We start from the raw sequence: 19,496 nt of genomic DNA on the forward strand, positions 1-19,496 counted from the left end.
GGTGATGGCTCCGCAAGTTATCGGAAGCCGCAGATGGGGCTGCGGCATCATGAGTAGGCATCAGGACAGCGTGTCGGCCTGTATCGCCGTCAGTGCGATGGTATAGACGATGTCATCCACCTGTGCGCCACGTGGCAGGTCGTTCACCGGCTTGCGCAGGCCTTGCAGCATCGGGCCAAGGCTTACGCAGTCGGCACTGCGTTGCACCGCCTTGTAAGTGGTATTACCAGTATTGAGGTCCGGGAACACGAACACGTTGGCACGTCCTGCCACCGGGCTATCCGGAGCCAGCTGTCGGGCGACATGTTCGTTGGCGGCCGCATCATACTGCAGCGGCCCGTCGATCAATAGATCGCGCCGGGTTTCCCGTGCCAGTTGCGTTGCTTCGCGGACCTTCTCGACTTCTTCGCCGCTGGCCGAGTTGCCGCTGGAATAGCTGATCATCGCTACCCGTGGCGAAATGCCAAACGCAGTGGCTGAGTCGGCGCTTTGCAAGGCGATCTCGGACAGCTCGCTGGCACTCGGGTGCGGGTTCATGATGCAGTCGCCGTACATCAGCACCTGCTCGGGGAACAGCATGAAGAACACTGAAGACACCAGCGTGCAGCCTGGTGCGGTCTTGATCAGTTGTAGGGCTGGCCGGATGGTGTTGGCGGTGGAGTGAATGACGCCTGACACCAGTCCGTCGACCTCGTCCAGCGCCAGCATTACGGTGCCGATAACCACCGGGTCTTCGAGCTGTTGCTCGGCCATGGGCGCGTTCAGGCTTTTGTTTTTGCGCAGTTCCACCATCGGCGCAATATAGCGCTCGCGAATCAGCTCCGGGTCAAGAATCTCCAGCCCCGGTGGCAGCTCGATACCGTGTGCCTGAGCCACGGCCTGCACTTCCTCGGGTCTGGCCAGTAACACACAGCGGGCGATACCGCGCGCCTGGCAGATGGCCGCCGCCTGAATGGTCAGCGGTTCATTGCCTTCGGGCAGGACAATACGCTTGTTGGCTGCCTGCGCTCGCTGGATCAGTTGATAGCGAAACACGGCAGGCGACAGGCGCAGCTCGCGGGGGGTGCCGCAGCGCTGGTGCAGCCAGCTTGCGTCCAGATGGCTGGCCACGAAATCGGTGATGTTTTCCGCGCGCTCGCGGTCATCGATGGGAATTTCCTTGTTCAACTGATTGAGCCGGTTTGCCGTGTCATAGGAACCGCTGCTGACCGACAGCACAGGCAGACCGGCCTGGAATGCACCTCGGCACAGTTCCATGATGCGCGGGTCGGGCACCGTATCGCTGGTCAGCAGCAGGCCCGCCAGCGGCACGCCATTTATTGCCGCGAGGCTCACCGCCAGAATGATGTCGTCACGGTCGCCCGGCGTTACTACCAGCACGCCCGGCTTGAGCAGCGGAACGGTATTGAGCACCGTTCGGGCACAGATAATGATTCTGGACATGCGCCGCTGATCGTAATCGCCTGCGTTGAGCACCTGCGCGCCCAGCAATTCGGCCACGTCACGAGTGCGCGGCGCATTCAGTTCAGCGCGATAGGGGATGCAGCCCAGCAGTCGGAAATCGCCACTGCGCAGCAGTGGAGAGTGCTCTTTCAGGCGTGAGGCGAAGACTTCCATGCTCTCTTCGGTGCGCACCTTGTTGAGTATGACGCCCAGCACCTTCGGGTCCTTGGGGCCACCAAACAGCTGGGCCTGCAATTCGACCCTGCCCGACAGCTCGGCAAGCACTTCGTTTTCCGGGGCAGAGACCAGAATGACGTCAGCATCCAGGCTCTTGGCCAGATGCAGATTGACCCGCGCGGCATAGCTCGCGCTGCGGGTCGGGACCATGCCTTCGACCACCAGCACGTCCTTGCCGACCGCTGCCTGCTGATAAAGATTGATGATCTCTTCGAGCAGTTCATCCAGCTGACCATCGCCGAGCATGCGCTCGACATGCGCCAGCCCCAGAGGCTTGGGCGGTTTCAGGCCGTGGGTGCGGGCCATCAGTTCGGTCGAGCGTTCGGGGCCCAGATCGCCGGGGTGCGGCTGGGCAATCGGTTTGAAAAAACCTACTTTCAAGCCTGCGCGCTCCAGTGTGCGCACCAGGCCCAGGCTGATAGAGGTCAACCCCACGCCGAAGTCAGTGGGGGCGATAAAAAAAGTCTGCATACTGGCTTCTCGATTGAGCAGTGCAAGGGTCGCAGCACATAGGGAACAGCTGCTGACCAAAAAAGTCCGGAAACCGTCTAACGCGATTTCTCTGCGGCAAGACTATCGTTATCTGCGGCATTAGCACACCAGCCGCAGCGAAAAGCCTGACCTGTCATCTGTTGGCGTTTTATCGGGTCAAGAACCCAGGCTCGCGACTGCCATGGCGGCTGATGGCGCAGGTGCTGAGTGTGGCCGCAGGACAGCACGGCAATCCAGTGCCCTTCTTGATCCTGTTGCAAGTTGATAACAGTTGAACCTTCCATTCTGGGCCGTTTGTCAGAGTTGCGTTCGCTTTCGGGCGATTGCTTGGTTAAACTTGCTCGTTCTTCAATCTTAAGCAAAAGGTCTTGTCCCCATGCCGATCGCCGCCAATAAGGCTGTCTCCATTGACTATACCCTGACCAACGACGCTGGTGAGGTCATCGACAGCTCTGCCGGTGGTGCGCCGCTGGTTTACCTGCAAGGTGCAGGCAACATCATCCCGGGCCTGGAAAAGGCACTGGAAGGCAAGGACGTCGGTGACGAGCTGAAGGTAGCCGTCGAGCCGGAGGATGCCTATGGTGAATACTCCGCCGAACTGGTCAGCACCCTGAGCGCCAGCATGTTCGAAGGTGTCGACAAACTCGAAGTCGGCATGCAGTTCCACGCATCCGGCCCGGACGGCGGCATGCAGATCGTGACCATCCGCGATCTGGACGGCGACGACGTCACTGTTGACGGCAACCACCCGCTCGCTGGCCAGCGCCTGAACTTCGACGTAAAGGTTGTGGCTATCCGCGATGCCAGTGAAGAAGAAATGGCTCACGGCCATGTTCACGGTGAAGGCGGTCATCAACACTGATTTGTGCTGCTAAGCTCAGGTCACTGAAAAGGCGCCCTGGCTGTTCTGCGATGACGACTTTCGTTACGCGTGCGGTCACGGTGCCTTTTTTCAGGTTGTGGCTTTGGGTTACTTGTTTCAAAAGGGGTTCTCATGAGTGCTTTTCACGACATCAAATTGAAAGCGCTGGGTGGTCAGGAACTGCCGATGGCGGGTTTCAAGAACAAAGTGGTTCTGGTGGTCAACGTCGCGTCCAAATGCGGGCTGACACCGCAATACGCAGCACTTGAAAACCTCTATCAGCAATACAAGGACAAGGGCCTTGAGATTCTCGGGCTGCCGTGCAACCAGTTTGCCGGGCAGGAGCCGGGCAGCGAAAAAGAGATCGCCGAATTTTGCGAGCTCAATTACGGCGTGACCTTTACGCTGGGTGAAAAACTCGACGTCAACGGGCCTGACCGGCATTCGCTTTATCGCCTGCTGGCTGGCGAAGGCGCCGAGTTTCCCGGGGATATCACCTGGAATTTCGAAAAGTTTCTGGTCGGCAAGAACGGTGGCGTGAGCGCGCGTTTCTCTCCGCGTACAGCACCGGATGATCCTGCAGTGATTCAGGCCATTGAAAAGGCCCTGGCACAAAGCTGATCACCTCGCCGGGGAAGCACCGGGTTAGCGTGTGCTCGCCCGGCTGTCTTGCGCCTTGGCGGCTTTTGCACTCAAATCAGCCAAATCAATAGTACTGGGCCAGCGCTGATGCCCGGCGATATTCTGCGCCTCTGATCCGGCGCTTGTCGCCGTAGTGCAATCGACCATTTTTCCGGAGTTTCACATGTCGGTAGAAGCCTTGTTCACGCCTTTCCGTCTGGGCCGCCTGGAATTGTCGTCGCGGGTGGTGATGGCACCCATGACCCGTTCGTTCTCGCCGGGGCATGTGCCCAACTCAAAGGTTATCGAGTACTACCGGCGTCGCGCGGCGGCAGGGGTCGGGCTGATTGTCACCGAAGGGACGACGGTCAACCACAAGGCCTCCAACGGTTACCCGAACGTTCCGCAGTTTTTTGGTGATGCGCCACTGGCGGGCTGGCGCAAGGTAGTTGAGGCGGTGCACGCTGAGGGTGGCAAGATCGTCCCGCAACTCTGGCACGTCGGTGCGGTTCGTCGTCTTGGTACCGAGCCGGACGGAAGCGTGCCTGCCTATGGGCCGATGGAGAAGGTCAAGGACGGTCAAGTGCTGGTGCATGGCATGAGCAAACAGGACATCGACGATGTTGTGGCCGCTTTTGCTCAGGCCGCTGTCGATGCCAAGGCGATTGGCATGGACGGTGTCGAAATTCATGGGGCCCACGGTTATCTGATTGATCAGTTCTTCTGGGAGGGCAGCAATCAGCGCAGTGACGAGTACGGTGGCAGCCTGGCCAACCGTTCGCGATTTGCCATCGAGCTGATCAAGGCGGTGCGCGTCACGGTTGGTGCGGACTACCCGATCATCTTCCGTTTCTCACAATGGAAACAGCAGGATTACACCGCACGTCTGGTGCAGACGCCCGAAGCGCTGGGCGAATTCCTGCAACCGCTGGCTGACGCCGGGGTGGATATCTTCCATTGTTCTACGCGGCGTTTCTGGGAGCCCGAGTTTGAAGGCTCTGACCTGAACCTCGCAGGCTGGACGCGCAAGCTGACCGGCAAACCGACCATTACCGTCGGCAGTGTCGGGCTGGACGGTGAGTTTCTGCAGTTCATGGTCAACACCGACAAGGTCGCTCAACCGGCCAGCCTGGAAAATCTACTGAAGCGGCTGGGCAACGATGAGTTTGATCTGGTGGCGGTGGGACGTGCCTTGCTGGTCGATCCTGACTGGGCATTGAAAGTGCGTGAGGGGCGCGAGCAGGACATCCTGCCATTCAGTCGAGAGGCACTGACGACACTGGCCTGATCTTCTTGGTAGCTGCCTGCCTGGTCTCTTTGACATTTACAGGTTTTTCGCCCGGGCAGGCCTCACGCAATTGTCGTTCGAACTGATCGATGATTGCCGTCCAGCCCTGGCGACTGGCGTGTTGACGAGCATTGAGGCGCACCCGGCGCAACGTTTCGCTGTCTTCCAGCAACCAACGCGCCGCGTCGATGAACGCCGTCTCGTCACCCGGCATGGCAAGGGCCCCATTGTGGCCATGACGAATATGCTGCCCGGCAGCGGCTTCGTCGTAAGCGACCACACCCAGCCCTGAGGCCAACGCTTCAAGGACCACGTTGCCGAACGTTTCGGTCATGCTGGGGAACAGAAACATATCTGCCGAGGCATAGTGCATGGCCAGCACTTCACCGCGCTGAGTGCCGCAGAAGATCGCATCCGGGATCTGCTGCTCAAGCTGCTGGCGCTGAGGCCCTTCGCCGACAACAATCAGTTTGATATTACGTTGCGGGTAACTGTCCTTGAGCGTTTCGAAGCTGACTTTGAGCAAGCCCAGGTTTTTCTCGGGTGCCAGGCGGCCGACGTGTATGACGCCGATATCACCTGCTTGCAGGCCCCAGCTTTCGCGCAGAGCCTGCGAACGCCTGGACGGGGTGAACAACTGGCTGTCGACGCCGCGAGACAACAACTCGATCCTTTCAAAGCCGCGCCGCTCCAGTTCCACCTTCTGGCTGATGCTCGGCACCAGCGTCATGCGCGAGCGGTTGTGGAACCAGCGTAGGTAGTGGGTCAGCAGCCGAGTGATAAAACCCATGCCGTATTGCTGCGTGTACTGTGGAAAGTTGGTGTGAAAGCCGCTGATCACCGCTATTCCCAGGCGCCGCGCCGCCCGTAGCGCTGACAAACCCAGCGGGCCTTCAGTGGCGATGTACAACACATCCGGTCGACGCCGCTGCCAGCGGCGCAACAGCTTGTGCATAGAAGACTGACCCCATTGCAACCCTGGATAGCCCGGTATCGGCCAGCCCCGGCATAGCAACAGGTCTTCTGCGGCATTTGCGTTGGTCTCGTCATTCTGGCGCGGCCGTACCAGCTCGACCCGGTGCCCGCGCAACCGCAACCCTTCACAAAGACGCCCCAGGGTATTGGCAACGCCGTTGATCTCGGGAATGAAGGTTTCAGTAATCAGGGTGACGTTAAGAATTTTGCTCATGGGAGCAGTTTCGGCTGGTTACATTTCGGTTATGTGGCGGTTGTGTGATGGATTGGTGATAGGACGCTGGGAGATAGGTTAGCGGGCGTGAAATTGCGCGTAATAGCCAATAGGTAAATAGATTAGCTGTAAAGTGTTTTTTATAAAAAACATGATTAAGCATATTGGCGTCCTACAAAAGTTTACAAGATTTCCCAAAGGTGTGTAGTGCGCTCCAATAGGTGTTGATGTTGACGGTCTGCCCGGTAATGTCTGGTTATCGAACTTAATGGTTCGTGAACTCTGAGTTGGAAAGACTGAGTTTTTCAGTTATTTCTGCTTATACCTATACTGGAAAAATAAAATGAAATTTAATGACAAAAAGTTAAAGTGGATTCGTTCGGCCTCAGGAATTGCTTTGGCGCTTTTAGCCTATTCAAATCTTGCACTGGCTGGGAACTATCAATCATCGGTCGCTTTGCCGGTTATTCATTCAAAAGGCTACATGCACACTGCCGCGCTGCCAGTAAGCAGGCATGTGCCCCCGGTAGCAACGATCAAAAATGTCAGTTGGAACTGGAACGTGGCAGGCTGGCCTCAAGGCCTTGAGGTCTATTTATGGCAAGGGGCCAGCGTGTGCCTTAACGTATCCCGCCAGCGAACGGGCTCCACAACTTTCTTTGGCAATCAATTGGCAAGTCGCACGTTTTATTACACGATGAAGATTGGAGATACAGGAAGAGTCCCGGTGGCAGGGCAGCAAGGAAGAATCACTGTCGATTGGTAATTTCACAGGCGCCCTCCCCTCAACTGGGGAGGGCGCTCATGCTACCAATTAGCCATGTCTCGAAATGCTTTAGGAAGAGAGTCATTAAAGTTTAATATTTTCTCAAGGATTTTAGCTGCGGGCGTACCTTTCAAGTGCTCCTCTTCATAAAGGGCTCTTCTCTCTTTATGCATCCAACCCTCTATTTTCTGAAAGTAAGCGCTTGACTCGGGTGTTACGACTTTTCCAGTAGCACAGTAACGAATTACAGGGTAATCAGATAAATCCACTGCTTCACCATTCAGTGAGTTATGAGCATATTGCGTGGCAAGGAAGCTTGCTTCACTTGGGTGGTTTTCAGCCTGTGCCATCAACTTGTGCCTGAGCTCTCCCCCTCGGAGAATTGTATGAGGTGCTTCTTTCTCAAGGATGGTTTTTTGGAGCACGTTAGCGAAGATTCCAGGTGTCGATGTGGTGGTGAGTGGTGTTGTTTTTTGTCGCACCCCCAACGGTGTAACGTTCAGAAACGGCGTAGAGTTGCTATAAGTCATTTCAGCGGTCCTCTCTTACTTTTCATTGCTCTATGGCTCCTGTTGTCTATACGCAACAGAGCAAGCGTAATGCCAATATTGATATATTAGTTTGGTCCTACACGCTTGAGCCAATTGGACAAGGTGTTAATTTTTTTGGCCTACAGAGACGGCCTACATGAAATTTTTTGAAACGCTGGCAACGTTTGTTCTTTAGCGGCAACCGCTTGCCGACTGTCAGGTAGACGAGTTTGGTCATGGTTGTAAGGCTTGAGGTTTTTGTTTGTAGGAAGCTTCTTTAATAGCTATATTTTTTGCAGGGTTTTGATTCGTCTGATAGCATCCGCTCTCTTTTCAAAGGGATATGAAATGTCAGATTTAATGTATGCGCCACCGAAAGCCAGCCTGGAAAAAGATGAAGCGGGCAGTAGAGGTCCGGAATTTTATGTCGTGTCTCTAAAGAAATTCTTCATTCTGTATCTTTTGACATCGGGCTTTTTCGCGATTTACTGGTTTTATCGAAACTGGTCGCTGAACAAGAAATTTTCAGGCAGTAAGGTGTGGCCCGTTGCGCGTGTGATCTTCGCCGTTATTTACGCCTTTCCACTATTTCGCACTGTGGACAAAAGTCTGCGGCGACAGGGGCGTGGTCAGATGGCGTACTGGGCGATTAGCGGCTTGGTGTTGTTGGCGTTGACTATTGCGGGGATGGTGCTTTCGCAAGGTGTCGCTGGGCATGTGCAATTCAAACCGGTCGGCGGTTGGCTGGTATGGGCGGTTCTGCTGGCAACTGCGCAAACATTTAATTTAATGCTGGTGCAGTCGAAGATGAACGCCGCGGCGCTTGATCCAGACGCAAGTACCAACTCAAGATTGACATGGGCCAATGGCCTATGGATTCTTGCCGGGTGTGCAATCTGGTTGATGAGTATACCGACCTACCTCTCTGCGTCTGCTGCAGCGTAGATACTACTGACGCCAATTGAAGTGCCGAACAGATCATCCATTATCTATTCGGCACTCTTTCAGGCTTTGTCGTCACTCAGCCAGTCAATCAGAGCAATCAGCCCAGGTCATTGACCAGTTGGCCGATCACTTCACCTACCTTGGCCAGGTCCGGCGCAGCCAGGCGATGTTCATCAGCATACGAATACGCCACGGTGAACAGACCTGCGGTGCGAGTAGAGTAAGACGGAGCGTCTTTCTCGAAAACACGGTTGGCTGCCTCGGCAGTCAGGGAGCTGGAACTGATGACCAAACGTTCTTCCGGGTTGTTTACGCCGTTGATGTAAACGTTGTCCGGATTGATCGACCATTCGGCCAGTTCACTGACCAGAAACGCACGAATCTTTTCTTCGACTGTGGCGTTTTCGGCGGCAAATGCAGCAGGGTTTACTGGAGTATTCATGATTTAACTTCCTTGTTAAGTTCATGTGTCGCATGTTCGATGGAAGCGAGCTTCACATGAACGGGTTGGTTGAGACTCTATTGAGCCTCAGTCGCCAGAGCCTTGTGTGGTAAATATATATAGCGAGTGATTTTTTTAGATATGCCGGGCCGCATTGCGCGGCGCGGCAACATTTTGGAATTCAGCCTCGTGCCTGCGTCACCGGCAACGCATCTGCGCCGCGCTCGCGCACCCAGAACAATGTCGCTCCGGCCACTGCAGCAGGCATCATCAGCAGGTTGACCACCGGAATCAGCAAGGCGACGTAGACAATGCCGCCGAAGCTCAGGCTTTGCCAGCGCTTGCTTTTCAGCCAGCCAAGCATTTCGTTCCAGCCCAGTTTGTGGTTGTCGGCGGGGTAGTCAATGTACTGGATCGCCATCATCCACACGCCGAACAACAGCCACAGCGGAGCGGCGATGATGTTGGCCACAGGGATGAACGACAGGATGAACAGCCCGAGCATGCGCGGCAGCATATAGCCCAGCTTGCGGGCTTCGCGGGCCAGGGTACGTGGCACCATGGCCACCAGTTCGGTCCAGCTGAAATCCGGCGAATCATCCACGCCACGAACCACGGCTTCGACTTTTTCGGAAAGAAACCCGTTAAACGGCGCGGCGATGATGTTGGCGACCACGGTGAAGGTGAAAAACACCATCAGCAGGACCAGCACCACGAACAGCGGCCAGAGGATATAGCTGAGAAAGCTCAACCAGTGAGGGAGCGTAGGCATGAAGGTGTCGACCCACAGCTCGAACTGGTGCACCGCCAGGTAGATCAGGCCGCAGAACAACACCACATTGATGCTCAAGGGCAGCAGGACGAATAATCGCAAACCAGGACTGAGGACCAGTTTCAGGCCCTCTCTGAGGTATTGCGGGCCGGTAAGGGCGGGCGCGGGCATGGCAGTCTCCAGGTGCTGAAAGGCGTGACCTTACCGGCTTTGTGATAGCCATGAAAGAGTTGATGGCTGTCGGCGCTCAGCACCATTCCCCGAGCCCTGAACGCGCTTGCCGCGGCCGGATGTTCGCGCGAGTACACTGCTGTCGGTCAGTCACCCTATAGAAGTGACCTATGGGGTGGATTGTGAAACGATATTTCCTTAACCTTTGCTACCCCGATAGGCTTGGCACCAATTTCAGGACCTGTCTCAGGAGTCAGAACTTTCAGGATCCGCCGAGTGAATGGCACTTCCCCAAGTGTTTCGGCGGTCCTTTTTTATCCAGCTGTTTCGATTGCGGCTTGAACAGTCGGTCGACAGGAGTGTGTCATGTCAGACGTACGTCATTCCCGAGTGATCATTCTCGGTTCCGGCCCTGCCGGTTACAGCGCTGCGGTTTACGCCGCCCGCGCCAACCTCAAGCCTCTGCTGATCACCGGCATGCAGGCTGGTGGTCAGTTGACCACCACCACTGAAGTCGACAATTGGCCGGGCGACCCCCATGGCCTGACCGGTCCGGCGCTGATGGAGCGTATGCGTGAGCATGCCGAGCGTTTCGAGACTGAAATCGTCTTCGACCACATCAACTCCGTTGATCTGGCCGGCAAGCCGTTCAGCCTTCAGGGCGATAGCGCAACCTACACCTGCGATGCACTGATCATCGCCACCGGTGCCAGCGCCCGTTACCTGGGCCTGCCTTCGGAAGAAGCGTTCATGGGCAAGGGGGTTTCTGCCTGCGCCACATGCGATGGCTTCTTCTACCGCAACCGTGAAGTCGCGGTAGTCGGTGGCGGTAACACGGCGGTGGAAGAAGCGCTGTATCTGGCCAACATCGCCAGCAAGGTGACTCTGGTTCACCGTCGCGAAACCTTTCGCGCCGAGAAGATCCTGATCGACAAGCTGCACGCACGTGTCGCCGAAGGCAAGATCGAGCTCAAGCTCAATGCCACGCTGGACGAGGTATTGGGTGACAACATGGGCGTGACCGGTGCGCGTCTGAAGAACAATGACGGGACCAGTGACGAGCTGAAAGTCGACGGCGTATTCATCGCCATCGGCCACACGCCGAACACCTCGCTGTTCGAAGGGCAACTGGCTTTGAAAGATGGCTACATGGTTGTGCACGGTGGCCGTGAAGGCAATGCGACTGCGACCAGCGTTGAAGGTGTGTTCGCGGCCGGTGACGTGGCTGACCACGTTTACCGTCAGGCCATCACCTCGGCTGGTGCAGGCTGCATGGCGGCACTGGACGTCGAGCGTTATCTGGACGGTCTGGCAAACGCCACGTTCTGATTGGCGTCCCTCCAAGCCTCTGCAACCAGGTTCTCGTGCCAATGCGTTGGCACGAGAACCCGTCAGCTCAAGCCTTGCGCTTGAGCGGTTCGCCTTCGAATTTCACACCTGCCAGCCCATGTTTGATCAGCGCACGGATATTGCCGTGGTCGCTGCCTTTGGGCGTGGCTTGCACCGAGCGGTAGTGCTCGCCAAATGCCAACAGTGCCTCTTCATCGCTCAAACCTTCGAGTAGCGCCAGGCCCAGAGTCTTGCAAGACCCTTCGTTTTGCCCGGCGGCATTGTCGACGTCGCCGTTTCTGAACGGCTGAGGCTGATAATCGTAACCTTCTGCGATAAAGGCCAGGGTATCAGCGAACACATGCTCGCCGCTGCGCAGGCTGGTGCGCAGGGAGTTCAGATCAGTCATGTTTGGGTTCCTTGGCGAACGCCGCCTGTTGTTCGGCGTTTGCTTCTTTCTGGTATTGGGCTTTCCAGTCGCTGTACGGCATGCCGTAAACCACTTCGCGCGCATCCTCAAGGCTGATGTCGATGTGCTTTTCATCGGCGGCGGCCTTGTACCACTTGGACAGGCAGTTACGGCAGAAACCGGACAGGTTCATCAGGTCGATGTTCTGGACATCCTTGCGGCTGTCCAGATGCGCGACCAGGCGACGGAAGGCTGCAGCTTCGAGTTCGAGGCGTTCTTGCTCGGTCATGACGGGCTCTTTTCAATAGACGGTTTGCGTCATGATAAGAGTTTCAGCGTTGACCGGCGAGCGTGATCGATACCGATTCGGCAAAGCGCAGCGCATGCGGCTTGTCGACTTCCACTTCGGCGTAGGTCACAGCCTTGTGGCTCATCACCAGGTCCAGCACTTCCTGCGTCAGTCTTTCCAGCAGGGCAAAGCGGTTGCCCTCGACATGCTGAATGATGGCCTTGGTGATGGTGCGATAGTTGAGAGCATGCTCGATGTCGTTATCGCGAACGGCTTCCTGTGCGGCGTAGAGAATCGTCAGGTTGATCAGCACATCCTGCTTGTTGACGATTTCGTCTTCGTTGATACCGATATACGTGCGCAGGCGCAGGTCTTTGACCCGGATGCGCGCGGTGCCAGGTTCGAGTCTTGCCATTATTGTCTGCTCCGTCCGATCAATTGCAGAAACTCCATGCGGGTGGTGCTCGAGTCGCGGAAGGCACCCAGCATCACGGAAGTGTTCATGGTCGAATTCTGTTTTTCGACACCGCGCATCATCATGCACATGTGCTTTGCCTCGATGACCACGGCTACACCTGCGGCCCCGGTGACTTGCTGAATGGCGTCGGCAATCTGTTTGGTCAGATTTTCCTGAATCTGCAGGCGACGGGCAAACATGTCCACAATGCGCGCGATCTTCGACAGGCCCAGCACTTTGCCGGTAGGTATATAGGCCACATGCGCCTTGCCTATGAATGGCAACAGGTGGTGCTCGCAGAGTGAATACAGCTCGATGTTCTGGACAATGACCATCTCATCATTGTCCGAAGCGAACAGGGCGCCGTTGACGATTTCGTCGACACTCTGGGTGTAGCCGTGACACAGATACTGCATCGCTTTGGAAGCGCGTTTTGGCGTGTCCAGAAGGCCTTCGCGGTCTGGATCTTCTCCAAGACCGAGCAGGATTTCCCGGTAATGCTGTGGCAGGGATGAGCTCATCAGAATGTTCCTCGGGGCGGCTTACTTAACGTGCCGTCCGCCGTTTACGGTCAGTGTTATGCCGGTGACATAGGTGCTGTCCAGAAGGTAGCGCAGGCTCTGGTAGATCACTTCTGCACCAGGCTCTATGCCCAGGGCCGACTTGGCCAGGGCGTTGGCGCGGTAGGTCGCATCGTCCTTGGGTTGAAACATCAACAGCGCCGGTGCTATGCCGTTGACTTTGACAAGAGGGGCGAAACGGGCAGCGAAGGACAGCGTCAGGCTTTCCAGGCCGGCCTTGGTTGCGCAGTAGGCGATGTGCTTGCTGCTGCCCTTGCGGGTCACGTCATCGCTGATATGCACGATGTCAGCGACCTCACTGGCGGTCAGCAACGGCTCACAGTGCAGATTGATCAGGTAGGGCGCCAGCATGTGTACGCTGAACATGCGCGTGAAGTTATCGGCTTCCTCGCCCGGGTTTTCTGCCAGCCACTCGGAAGCATTGTGTACAACGGCGCGCAAGCTTGAAGTCTGGGTTTTCAGCAGATCGATGAACGCCATGATCCCGGTTTCGCACGAAAAATCGCCGTAGAGGGCCACCGCTCCGGCCTGGCGCAGTTCCGTCACGCTTGCGTGTTCAGTGCGATAACTGATGATGACCCGATGTCCATGCTCAAGCAGTCGCAAGGCGCAATGCAGGCCTACGCGCTGGCTGGCTCCGGTGATCAGAATCGGTGCAGAAGATAATGTCATCGACAGCTCACGTATCGGTTATCCACAGTGGACGGGGATTGTACGGTCGATTGTTTCTTCCGGTTTACAGGCAAAGTTATACCAGGGGATTTTTTTGTACAACCCTGGGCATCATGAAACTCGCCGAGGCAGTGCTCGCAGGCGCTGAGCACGGGGAGGCTGAGGGAGCGAGCGGGGCTGAGACGCGACCAAGACCTGTACCGAGGTGTAAAGGTGTACAGGTCTTTATGAGTCTAGCGAGGGGAAGGTGATTGCGTAGGGCGTACCGGTGCAGGCGTGCTCTGCAGCCAGGGTGCGAGCAGGCGCGTGGACAGCGGGATGAACAGGTAGACCATCAGCGGGGTGAGCACCGCTGTACTGATCATGATGCGCGGTAACAGGTCCAGATGATTGAGCAACGGGCCGAGTAGAAAGTTGAAGATCAGCGACACGGGGAAAAACGCCAGCCAGATCGCGACAGCCTGTTTCCAGCGTGGCGGACGCTGATCGATTGCGCCGAACCAGCCGTCGATGCCGCTGACCCGATGCTCCGAAGGTTGTGCGAAAAGACCGCTGCCGCGCACCAGCCAGGAGCGTCTTGAGGCGGAATGCTCCCAGGCGTGCATGGTGTGCTCATCGGTAAAGCGGAAAATGATCTGAAATTCATCATCGCCAGGCGGAGGAGCCAGCACACCGGAACCCAGATACCCCGGGAAATCCGTGGCCAACTGTTCGCCTTCGTGCAGCCAGGCCATCATTTCATGGTAGCGACCCTGTGCCACGCGGCGGGCGACCATCAAGGTGACGGGTGAGGTAGACATTGTGTATCTCCGGTAGAGGCGTGAGATTCCCGGGTAGGGAGGTCACATGCCGCGATCCGGGGTGGTGGGTCGCGACAGCTTCACTTGAAAAGCAAGCAAGGATTATTCCTGAAACGCTGACGGACCGGTAGAGCTTTGCGGTGTTGGCTGATTACTTGTGCAGGGACGGGTGCTTGCGGCGATGCTCTTGGAGGATGTACTGACGCAAGCGCTCGGCGTCGTCCTTGCCATGCTTGCTGAAGTGATAGGCGCCGAAACTGTGTTCGGTCATTCGCTCCAGCTTGCCACGCATCGGGATAGGAGCCTGACCTGGCGGGTTGAACCAGGCTGAGAAGTTTCTCGGCAGCTTGCCTTCCTTGCGGTACTCAAGCAGCACGCCCTTGAACGACAGCTCGTGAACCCAGAGCGCCGTCAATGCACCCTTTTCGGTCTCAAGCGGGATCGGCTCTTCAAGCACGAGCCGCCAGGGGCGAATCTTCGGGCCTTCCTCGAAAATACTCGGTGCGCCCAGTTCCAGATGCAGAGCATGGAATTCGTCCTCGACCAGATGCAGAGGGAAATTCATCTGCTGGTTTTCGAACTGCGCATGGATCGTGACCTGCTCGTGAGCAGCCAGACGTGTCAGCAGATCCTGAATCTGAACCCCGCCATTGACCAGAAGGCTACGCGTGCTGTCGCGCACGTTCAGCTTCGGATTGCGCTGCATGCTCTGGATAAAATCCAGTTCAGCCTGTGTGAGGAGAGAATCAGGTTGCATTGGCGGAAGGCTCGGTCTGACCGGTTATTGAGAACAAAGACCATTGATTCCGCAAGTTGTTCGGACCGCTCATCATATTTTTCCATTTTAATGTTTCAACTTGGCTGTGCTTTTTCCGTGCCGGCCAAAGGCAAAAGGGTCCGTAGAAAATTCAGATGGCATTCTAGGGCATAATGTTTCACTTTTTTTCAGCTGCTGCAGGAATAGCCATGAAAGTTGCCATCGTGTGTGGAACGGTTTACGGATCGGCCGAAGAAGTTGCCAGACACGCCTCTGCACTGTTGCGTGCCGCTGGTCACGAAACACTCGTCAACCCTAGGCTCGCGTTGCCTGATGTGCTGGCTTTCGAGCCTCAAGCCATCCTTGCGGTGACGTCGACCACCGGGATGGGTGAGCTGCCCGACAACCTCATGCCTCTCTATTCAGAGCTTCGTGATCTTTTGCCTGGCCAACTGCGTGGCTTGCCGGGTGGTGTGATCGCATTGGGTGATGCCAGCTACGGCGACACCTTCTGTGCAGGCGGCGAGCAGATGCGTGAATTGTTCGCTGAACTGGGTGTGAATGAAGTGCAGGACATGCTGCGTCTGGACGGAAGTGAAAGCGTGACCCCGGAAACCGACGCCGAGCCTTGGCTGGCAGCGTTCATCAAGCACTTGGGCTGAAATCATCCCGCTGCTTTATTGAGCATGATTCAGCACTGCGCGTGTTGATTGTGACTGGCAGGTGCCTGGACGACACTCATCGCAACGTTTCCTTTGATCCTGGAGCCTGCGATGAGTGAGTCAGTGCGTTTTGAAGATAAAGTCGTGATTGTGACGGGCGCAGGAGGCGGGCTGGGAAGGGCTCATGCGCTGCTGTTTGCACAGCACGGCGCGCGGGTAGTGGTCAACGACCTGGGCGGTTCTGCCCATGGCGAAGGGGCCAGTGCTTCTGCTGCCGATCGCGTTGTGGCCGAGATTCGTGAAGCCGGTGGCACCGCTGTAGCCAACCATGACTCGGTGACTGACGGCGGGCGCATAGTGCAACACGCGCTTGATGCCTTCGGTCGCATAGATGTGCTGGTCAACAACGCTGGCATCCTGCGCGACAAGACCTTCGCCAAAATGGAGGACGCCGACTGGGACCTGGTTTACCGCGTCCATGTCGAGGGCGCCTATAAGGTCACACATGCCGCCTGGCCATACCTGCGTGAGCAGAATTACGGGCGTGTGATCTTCACTTCATCGACATCCGGCATATATGGCAACTTCGGCCAATCGAATTATGCAACCGCCAAGCTCGGGCTTTACGGACTGACTCGCACCCTCGCGCTGGAAGGCCGCAAGCACCGGATTTTCGTTAACGCCATAGCCCCGACCGGGGGCACGCGCATGACCGAGGGGCTTATTCCTGCCAACGTATTCGAGCTGCTCAAACCTGAACTGATCAGCCCGTTGGTGGTGTACCTGGGCAGCGAACAGTGTCAGGACAGCGGCGACCTGTTTGAAGTGGGCGGCGGCTGGATCGGCAAGGTCCGTTGGGAGCGCAGTCAGGGAGCATGCTTCGATCCGCAGGCAGGCTTCAGCCCCGAAGACGTTGCTGCACAATGGCAGACGATTGCTGATTTCGATCAGGCCGCGCACCCCGCCGACAATATCGAGGCGTTGAAAGAAATGATGGCCAATCTGCAGAAATACGCTAATTAAGCAGGTTCTGGGATACGAGGCGGCTTTGGAAAAGAAGTCTCTGTTAGGTGCACGATTTTATAACTGGTTAGTTATTTATCGGAATTGTTACCGTGTCCTGTAAGAACTGTCTTTTGGCTTTGTAGGCTCGGTATGGATTTTGGTGTGGCTATTAATTAGGCAGTTTTTGCTCCGATATGAAGTTTGAACGCATTCATATAGGGAGTATCTCGTGGGAAGAACAATGTGGGGTGACCTGCCACCGGTAACTGTCGCTGCGCCGCCTGAAAGACTCAAGCTCAAGAAGGCCGCAGCTCAGGTTAGCCAGGTGTTGCAGGAGGTCGGTGAGAACGCCGTTGCGCTCAACTCGCTGGCGATGGAAAAGCGTAAGATGAAGCCGCTGTTCAAGGGATTCAACCCTGAGCAGATTACGCCCAAGGACCTCAACAGGGCAGGGATGATCTTGTACAAGTTCGGCATGATCGACAATCATACGGCCGAACTCATGAGCCGAGCAGGCGATGAATTCGACAAGAAAGGCAAACTGGTCGACCCGAGCAAGGAAATCAATGCACTGGAATTCTTTGCCAATCGAATTATTGAAATGAAAGAAAAGGCAATGAGCGGAGACCCGTACGCCAAAGTGTTATTGCCTGATTACATTCGCACGATCCATATCATGCAGAATCTTCAGACGTTTGCCGAGTCGGGCGACAGTTACGAGATGCTCAAGATCAAGGACATGGAAAACAAGGGGCTGGTCAAAAAAACACCAAACGCCAAGGCGTGAGGGTGTTTCGACACTAAAACGTCCGGCAATAAAAAAGGCCGCTGCATGGATAGCCACGCAGCGGCCAAACAAAACGCAGGATCAAGGGAGCTTGCAAATCCACGTCGATTTAACGGGCGCAGGTTACCTGCCATTACTGTTCTGAAAAATCCCCGTACAGGATATGCAGCATTACTCCGCAGGTAATAATTCGCGGGGAATGTGCAAGGGCGTCAGTGAACGCTGTGGTTCGCCGGCAACCGGCTCAGGCGCTCGGCAAGCTCGATTCGTTGCAGCGGGTCTTCGCTGAGCAACAGCGCGCGCTCCAGGTCGAAACGTTCGGCCTGCGGGCATTCAAGGCGTTGATAAAGGCTGGCGCGGGCCAGGTGATCTCCGCTGGTTGCCTGACCCAGCTCGACGATGCGGTCGGCGTCCTTGAGCGCAGCGAGAAAGTCATCGTTGATCTGATGCAGATGCCGCAGGTTACGCGACAATCGCTGCAGCATGCTGGTGGGTGTTGCGCGTGTCATGTGTTCGGCGCGCAGTTGCATGGTCGGGCCGAATTGCCGGATCAACAGCTCGCGGCAGTCTCTTGGGTAAAGCCTGCGTCCGCTGCAGGGGTCGAGCAAATGATCGGCGCCCGGCACGCGCAGCAGAAAGTGGCCTGGAAAGTTCACGCCCTCCAGCGCAATCTCCAGCCGCCGTGCAATCTCCAGCGCGATCAGTGCCAGCCCCAATGGCTGGCCGCGACGCTGCTGCACGACCTTGTGCAGCAGCGCCGAGTCGGGTTTGGGCGGGTTCCAGTCATCTTGCTGAAAACCCAGCGCATTGAGTTGTCGTAAAAGCGGTTGCGCGAGTTCAGGGGCTGGCAAGACCGGCAGCGCAGCGTCGATCTGGCGCTGTAACAGGTCCATGTCACTGATCACCGCATGCCGGGCAAAGTGTGCGTCATGCTCGCTCGACACCCATAGCGCTGCTTCAAACACCGAGGGCGGTGTCTGTTGCAGACAGGCCAGGCAATGCTGACGTGGAGTCATCGACCGCTCCGTGCAACTGAAAATCCAGTAGGAAGACTCTTTTTAGCCCCGCGCGGGAATTTCGTCCAGCGCCACTTGTTTCTACTTGTTCAGGGCTTCTATCAAGTCGGGCGTCACATAGTGCGGGCCGTCGAACAGGTACAGTGGATAGCCATCGAAAGCCGCTATTTGCGGTTTCAGCTCGGCAGCCGTCGCCGGTCGGAAACCTCCACCCACTTGCGGGCGAAACGCTTCGACGATGATTCTGACGCGATTTTTGCCCAGCCGTTTACGTAACGCGTCTGCGTAGGTTCGGGCAACCGGAGCGGTGCGCGCATAGACACCCACACCGTCCTGAAAGAACACGCCGATATCGTCCGGCAGCCAGGTTTTCAGCCAGTCCGCAGTGGCGGCGGGGCCGATGTTGGCACCATCGTAGACGCTGATCCATAACGGCCTGGGCAGCTTCGCCAGCAGCGCGGGTAATTCCTTGGCGCGACTCCAGCTGGGGTCGACCTCGGCCGGGAAATACCAGCCGGTGACATTGAGCGGCGTTTTCACTTTGGCCAGTTGTGCCGAAAGCACTGCCAACTGTTCGATATTGTCCCTTGAGCGGTTTTCGCTGAAGTACCCGGCCAGCCCGAGAATCACCTCCTGCGCCCAAGGTTCCTTGCCGATCCGCGCCCAGTCCGGCAGCACCGGCACGTTGGCCATCTGGGTACCTGGTATGAACGACTGGTCATCGACCGCCGTCCATTGCACGAGCAACTGCCGTGCGCCGAGTTTGTCCCAGTTGCCGCTTATCCCCACCGTTGCGTTATCCGGTTGCCAGACGATGCCGACAATTCCCGGCCCACTGGGCTGTATCAGTTGATACAGCTCGCTGGAGACGAGGGTCAGCGCACCTACCAGTGCGGCTGCCAGCGAGGTCTTGATCAATGCTGTCTGTCGTAGCAGTGCGGCCAAAGCCTTCAAACATTACTCCCTGATGGATG

General features: G+C 56.7%; 24 protein-coding genes. 9 read left to right on the forward strand and 15 right to left on the reverse strand.

From position 1 onward, the window contains the following. Positions 1-60: 60 nt before the first annotated feature. Both pta and RYC17_RS11505 read right to left on the reverse strand, forming a co-directional pair. Complete coding sequence (gene pta / locus RYC17_RS11500; protein WP_058400583.1) at positions 61-2,151, reverse strand: phosphate acetyltransferase; 2,091 nt, start codon at positions 2,149-2,151, stop codon at positions 61-63. Positions 2,152-2,228: 77 nt separating this feature from the next. Continuing rightward, a complete protein-coding gene (locus RYC17_RS11505) occupies positions 2,229-2,534 on the reverse strand; it encodes a DUF3565 domain-containing protein (protein WP_005733216.1) in 306 nt (101 codons plus the stop codon). A gap of 14 nt (positions 2,535-2,548) precedes the next feature. Between RYC17_RS11505 and RYC17_RS11510 the strand changes: the two genes are divergently transcribed. The 3 genes from RYC17_RS11510 (at position 2,549) to RYC17_RS11520 (ending at position 4,943) form a co-directional block, all read left to right on the forward strand. Continuing rightward, on the forward strand, positions 2,549-3,034 hold the full coding sequence (locus RYC17_RS11510; protein ID WP_002552205.1) for a peptidylprolyl isomerase: 486 nt from the start codon (positions 2,549-2,551) through the stop codon (positions 3,032-3,034). 132 nt (positions 3,035-3,166) lie between these two features. Further along, complete coding sequence (locus RYC17_RS11515) at positions 3,167-3,655, forward strand: glutathione peroxidase (RefSeq protein WP_002552206.1); 489 nt, start codon at positions 3,167-3,169, stop codon at positions 3,653-3,655. Between the two features lie 184 nt (positions 3,656-3,839). Next, positions 3,840-4,943, forward strand: coding sequence for an NADH:flavin oxidoreductase (locus RYC17_RS11520; RefSeq protein ID WP_316903136.1), 1,104 nt, complete (start codon positions 3,840-3,842; stop codon positions 4,941-4,943). Here the strand turns inward: RYC17_RS11520 and RYC17_RS11525 are convergent. Next, on the reverse strand, positions 4,912-6,132 hold the full coding sequence (locus tag RYC17_RS11525) for a glycosyltransferase family 1 protein (RefSeq protein ID WP_316903138.1): 1,221 nt from the start codon (positions 6,130-6,132) through the stop codon (positions 4,912-4,914). The genes RYC17_RS11520 and RYC17_RS11525 overlap by 32 nt on opposite strands. Positions 6,133-6,475: 343 nt before the next feature. Between RYC17_RS11525 and RYC17_RS11530 the strand changes: the two genes are divergently transcribed. Continuing rightward, positions 6,476-6,898, forward strand: coding sequence for a flagellar protein FlhE (locus RYC17_RS11530; protein WP_316903141.1), 423 nt, complete (start codon positions 6,476-6,478; stop codon positions 6,896-6,898). A 41-nt stretch (positions 6,899-6,939) separates the two neighbouring features. Here RYC17_RS11530 and RYC17_RS11535 read toward each other — a convergent pair whose 3' ends face one another. Further along, entirely contained in the window at positions 6,940-7,428 is a 489-nt protein-coding gene (locus tag RYC17_RS11535) for a hypothetical protein (protein ID WP_316903143.1), read from the reverse strand. Between the two features lie 348 nt (positions 7,429-7,776). Between RYC17_RS11535 and RYC17_RS11540 the strand changes: the two genes are divergently transcribed. Next, complete coding sequence (locus tag RYC17_RS11540) at positions 7,777-8,373, forward strand: hypothetical protein (protein ID WP_122258150.1); 597 nt, start codon at positions 7,777-7,779, stop codon at positions 8,371-8,373. 97 nt (positions 8,374-8,470) lie between these two features. On the opposite strand, the gene RYC17_RS11545 is transcribed toward RYC17_RS11540, so the two are convergent. Both RYC17_RS11545 and cysZ read right to left on the reverse strand, forming a co-directional pair. Then, positions 8,471-8,815, reverse strand: coding sequence for a hypothetical protein (locus RYC17_RS11545; protein ID WP_004659963.1), 345 nt, complete (start codon positions 8,813-8,815; stop codon positions 8,471-8,473). A gap of 181 nt (positions 8,816-8,996) precedes the next feature. Then, positions 8,997-9,758, reverse strand: coding sequence for a sulfate transporter CysZ (cysZ, locus tag RYC17_RS11550; protein ID WP_058400588.1), 762 nt, complete (start codon positions 9,756-9,758; stop codon positions 8,997-8,999). A 366-nt stretch (positions 9,759-10,124) separates the two neighbouring features. On the opposite strand from cysZ, the gene trxB reads away from it, so the two are divergent. Further along, complete coding sequence (gene trxB / locus RYC17_RS11555) at positions 10,125-11,087, forward strand: thioredoxin-disulfide reductase (protein WP_004659967.1); 963 nt, start codon at positions 10,125-10,127, stop codon at positions 11,085-11,087. 67 nt (positions 11,088-11,154) lie between these two features. Here the strand turns inward: trxB and RYC17_RS11560 are convergent, their stop codons facing one another. The 7 genes from RYC17_RS11560 to RYC17_RS11590 all read right to left on the reverse strand — a co-directional run bounded on the left by RYC17_RS11560 (position 11,155) and on the right by RYC17_RS11590 (position 15,052). Continuing rightward, the gene (locus RYC17_RS11560; protein ID WP_230017560.1) at positions 11,155-11,496 is read right to left on the reverse strand and encodes a HopJ type III effector protein; all 342 of its coding nucleotides are present in this window, start codon (positions 11,494-11,496) and stop codon (positions 11,155-11,157) included. Next, positions 11,489-11,785, reverse strand: a complete 297-nt coding sequence (locus RYC17_RS11565; protein ID WP_316889958.1) for a DUF1244 domain-containing protein — start codon at positions 11,783-11,785, stop codon at positions 11,489-11,491. Before RYC17_RS11565 ends, RYC17_RS11560 begins: the two co-directional genes overlap by 8 nt. Before the next feature lie 43 nt (positions 11,786-11,828). Continuing rightward, on the reverse strand, positions 11,829-12,200 hold the full coding sequence (folX, locus tag RYC17_RS11570) for a dihydroneopterin triphosphate 2'-epimerase (protein ID WP_002552214.1): 372 nt from the start codon (positions 12,198-12,200) through the stop codon (positions 11,829-11,831). After that, entirely contained in the window at positions 12,200-12,763 is a 564-nt protein-coding gene (gene folE / locus RYC17_RS11575) for a GTP cyclohydrolase I FolE (protein ID WP_058400591.1), read from the reverse strand. The genes folX and folE overlap by 1 nt, the downstream gene beginning before the upstream one ends. A 21-nt stretch (positions 12,764-12,784) precedes the next feature. Continuing rightward, positions 12,785-13,495, reverse strand: coding sequence for a dihydromonapterin reductase (folM, locus tag RYC17_RS11580; protein WP_316903146.1), 711 nt, complete (start codon positions 13,493-13,495; stop codon positions 12,785-12,787). 233 nt (positions 13,496-13,728) lie between these two features. After that, entirely contained in the window at positions 13,729-14,295 is a 567-nt protein-coding gene (locus tag RYC17_RS11585) for a hypothetical protein (protein ID WP_058408869.1), read from the reverse strand. A 151-nt stretch (positions 14,296-14,446) separates the two neighbouring features. Next, positions 14,447-15,052 carry a hypothetical protein gene (locus RYC17_RS11590; RefSeq protein WP_002552218.1) on the reverse strand — a complete coding sequence of 202 codons (606 nt, stop codon included), beginning with the start codon at positions 15,050-15,052 and terminating at the stop codon, positions 14,447-14,449. 209 nt (positions 15,053-15,261) lie between these two features. Here RYC17_RS11590 and RYC17_RS11595 point away from each other — a divergent pair, with 209 nt between their 5' ends. From RYC17_RS11595 to RYC17_RS11605, 3 genes are all read left to right on the forward strand, one after another. Further along, entirely contained in the window at positions 15,262-15,714 is a 453-nt protein-coding gene (locus RYC17_RS11595) for a flavodoxin (protein ID WP_002552219.1), read from the forward strand. 111 nt (positions 15,715-15,825) lie between these two features. Continuing rightward, entirely contained in the window at positions 15,826-16,737 is a 912-nt protein-coding gene (locus RYC17_RS11600) for an SDR family oxidoreductase (RefSeq protein ID WP_058408868.1), read from the forward strand. Between the two features lie 223 nt (positions 16,738-16,960). Continuing rightward, complete coding sequence (locus tag RYC17_RS11605) at positions 16,961-17,506, forward strand: hypothetical protein (protein WP_058400594.1); 546 nt, start codon at positions 16,961-16,963, stop codon at positions 17,504-17,506. A gap of 212 nt (positions 17,507-17,718) precedes the next feature. Here the strand turns inward: RYC17_RS11605 and RYC17_RS11610 are convergent, their stop codons facing one another. Then, entirely contained in the window at positions 17,719-18,522 is an 804-nt protein-coding gene (locus RYC17_RS11610) for a SirB1 family protein (protein ID WP_219171021.1), read from the reverse strand. An 81-nt stretch (positions 18,523-18,603) separates the two neighbouring features. After that, entirely contained in the window at positions 18,604-19,476 is an 873-nt protein-coding gene (locus RYC17_RS11615; protein WP_316903149.1) for a hypothetical protein, read from the reverse strand. Positions 19,477-19,496: the final 20 nt, after the last annotated feature.

Origin of the sequence: Pseudomonas syringae group sp. J248-6, assembly GCF_032586995.1 — a bacterium.
GTDB classification, from domain to species: domain Bacteria; phylum Pseudomonadota; class Gammaproteobacteria; order Pseudomonadales; family Pseudomonadaceae; genus Aquipseudomonas; species Aquipseudomonas amygdali.

Excerpts from the sequence above, each read along its gene's own strand:
- pta (WP_058400583.1), bottom strand. The coding sequence starts at position 2,151 with ATGCAGACTTTTTTTATCGCCCCCACTGACTTCGGCGTGGGGTTGACC.
- RYC17_RS11510 (WP_002552205.1), top strand. The coding sequence starts at position 2,549 with ATGCCGATCGCCGCCAATAAGGCTGTCTCCATTGACTATACCCTGACC.
- RYC17_RS11515 (WP_002552206.1), top strand. The coding sequence starts at position 3,167 with ATGAGTGCTTTTCACGACATCAAATTGAAAGCGCTGGGTGGTCAGGAA.
- RYC17_RS11520 (WP_316903136.1), top strand. The coding sequence starts at position 3,840 with ATGTCGGTAGAAGCCTTGTTCACGCCTTTCCGTCTGGGCCGCCTGGAA.
- RYC17_RS11525 (WP_316903138.1), bottom strand. The coding sequence starts at position 6,132 with ATGAGCAAAATTCTTAACGTCACCCTGATTACTGAAACCTTCATTCCC.
- RYC17_RS11530 (WP_316903141.1), top strand. The coding sequence starts at position 6,476 with ATGAAATTTAATGACAAAAAGTTAAAGTGGATTCGTTCGGCCTCAGGA.
- RYC17_RS11535 (WP_316903143.1), bottom strand. The coding sequence starts at position 7,428 with ATGACTTATAGCAACTCTACGCCGTTTCTGAACGTTACACCGTTGGGG.
- RYC17_RS11540 (WP_122258150.1), top strand. The coding sequence starts at position 7,777 with ATGTCAGATTTAATGTATGCGCCACCGAAAGCCAGCCTGGAAAAAGAT.
- RYC17_RS11545 (WP_004659963.1), bottom strand. The coding sequence starts at position 8,815 with ATGAATACTCCAGTAAACCCTGCTGCATTTGCCGCCGAAAACGCCACA.
- cysZ (WP_058400588.1), bottom strand. The coding sequence starts at position 9,758 with ATGCCCGCGCCCGCCCTTACCGGCCCGCAATACCTCAGAGAGGGCCTG.
- trxB (WP_004659967.1), top strand. The coding sequence starts at position 10,125 with ATGTCAGACGTACGTCATTCCCGAGTGATCATTCTCGGTTCCGGCCCT.
- RYC17_RS11560 (WP_230017560.1), bottom strand. The coding sequence starts at position 11,496 with ATGACTGATCTGAACTCCCTGCGCACCAGCCTGCGCAGCGGCGAGCAT.
- RYC17_RS11565 (WP_316889958.1), bottom strand. The coding sequence starts at position 11,785 with ATGACCGAGCAAGAACGCCTCGAACTCGAAGCTGCAGCCTTCCGTCGC.
- folX (WP_002552214.1), bottom strand. The coding sequence starts at position 12,200 with ATGGCAAGACTCGAACCTGGCACCGCGCGCATCCGGGTCAAAGACCTG.
- folE (WP_058400591.1), bottom strand. The coding sequence starts at position 12,763 with ATGAGCTCATCCCTGCCACAGCATTACCGGGAAATCCTGCTCGGTCTT.
- folM (WP_316903146.1), bottom strand. The coding sequence starts at position 13,495 with ATGACATTATCTTCTGCACCGATTCTGATCACCGGAGCCAGCCAGCGC.
- RYC17_RS11585 (WP_058408869.1), bottom strand. The coding sequence starts at position 14,295 with ATGTCTACCTCACCCGTCACCTTGATGGTCGCCCGCCGCGTGGCACAG.
- RYC17_RS11590 (WP_002552218.1), bottom strand. The coding sequence starts at position 15,052 with ATGCAACCTGATTCTCTCCTCACACAGGCTGAACTGGATTTTATCCAG.
- RYC17_RS11595 (WP_002552219.1), top strand. The coding sequence starts at position 15,262 with ATGAAAGTTGCCATCGTGTGTGGAACGGTTTACGGATCGGCCGAAGAA.
- RYC17_RS11600 (WP_058408868.1), top strand. The coding sequence starts at position 15,826 with ATGAGTGAGTCAGTGCGTTTTGAAGATAAAGTCGTGATTGTGACGGGC.
- RYC17_RS11605 (WP_058400594.1), top strand. The coding sequence starts at position 16,961 with ATGTGGGGTGACCTGCCACCGGTAACTGTCGCTGCGCCGCCTGAAAGA.
- RYC17_RS11610 (WP_219171021.1), bottom strand. The coding sequence starts at position 18,522 with ATGACTCCACGTCAGCATTGCCTGGCCTGTCTGCAACAGACACCGCCC.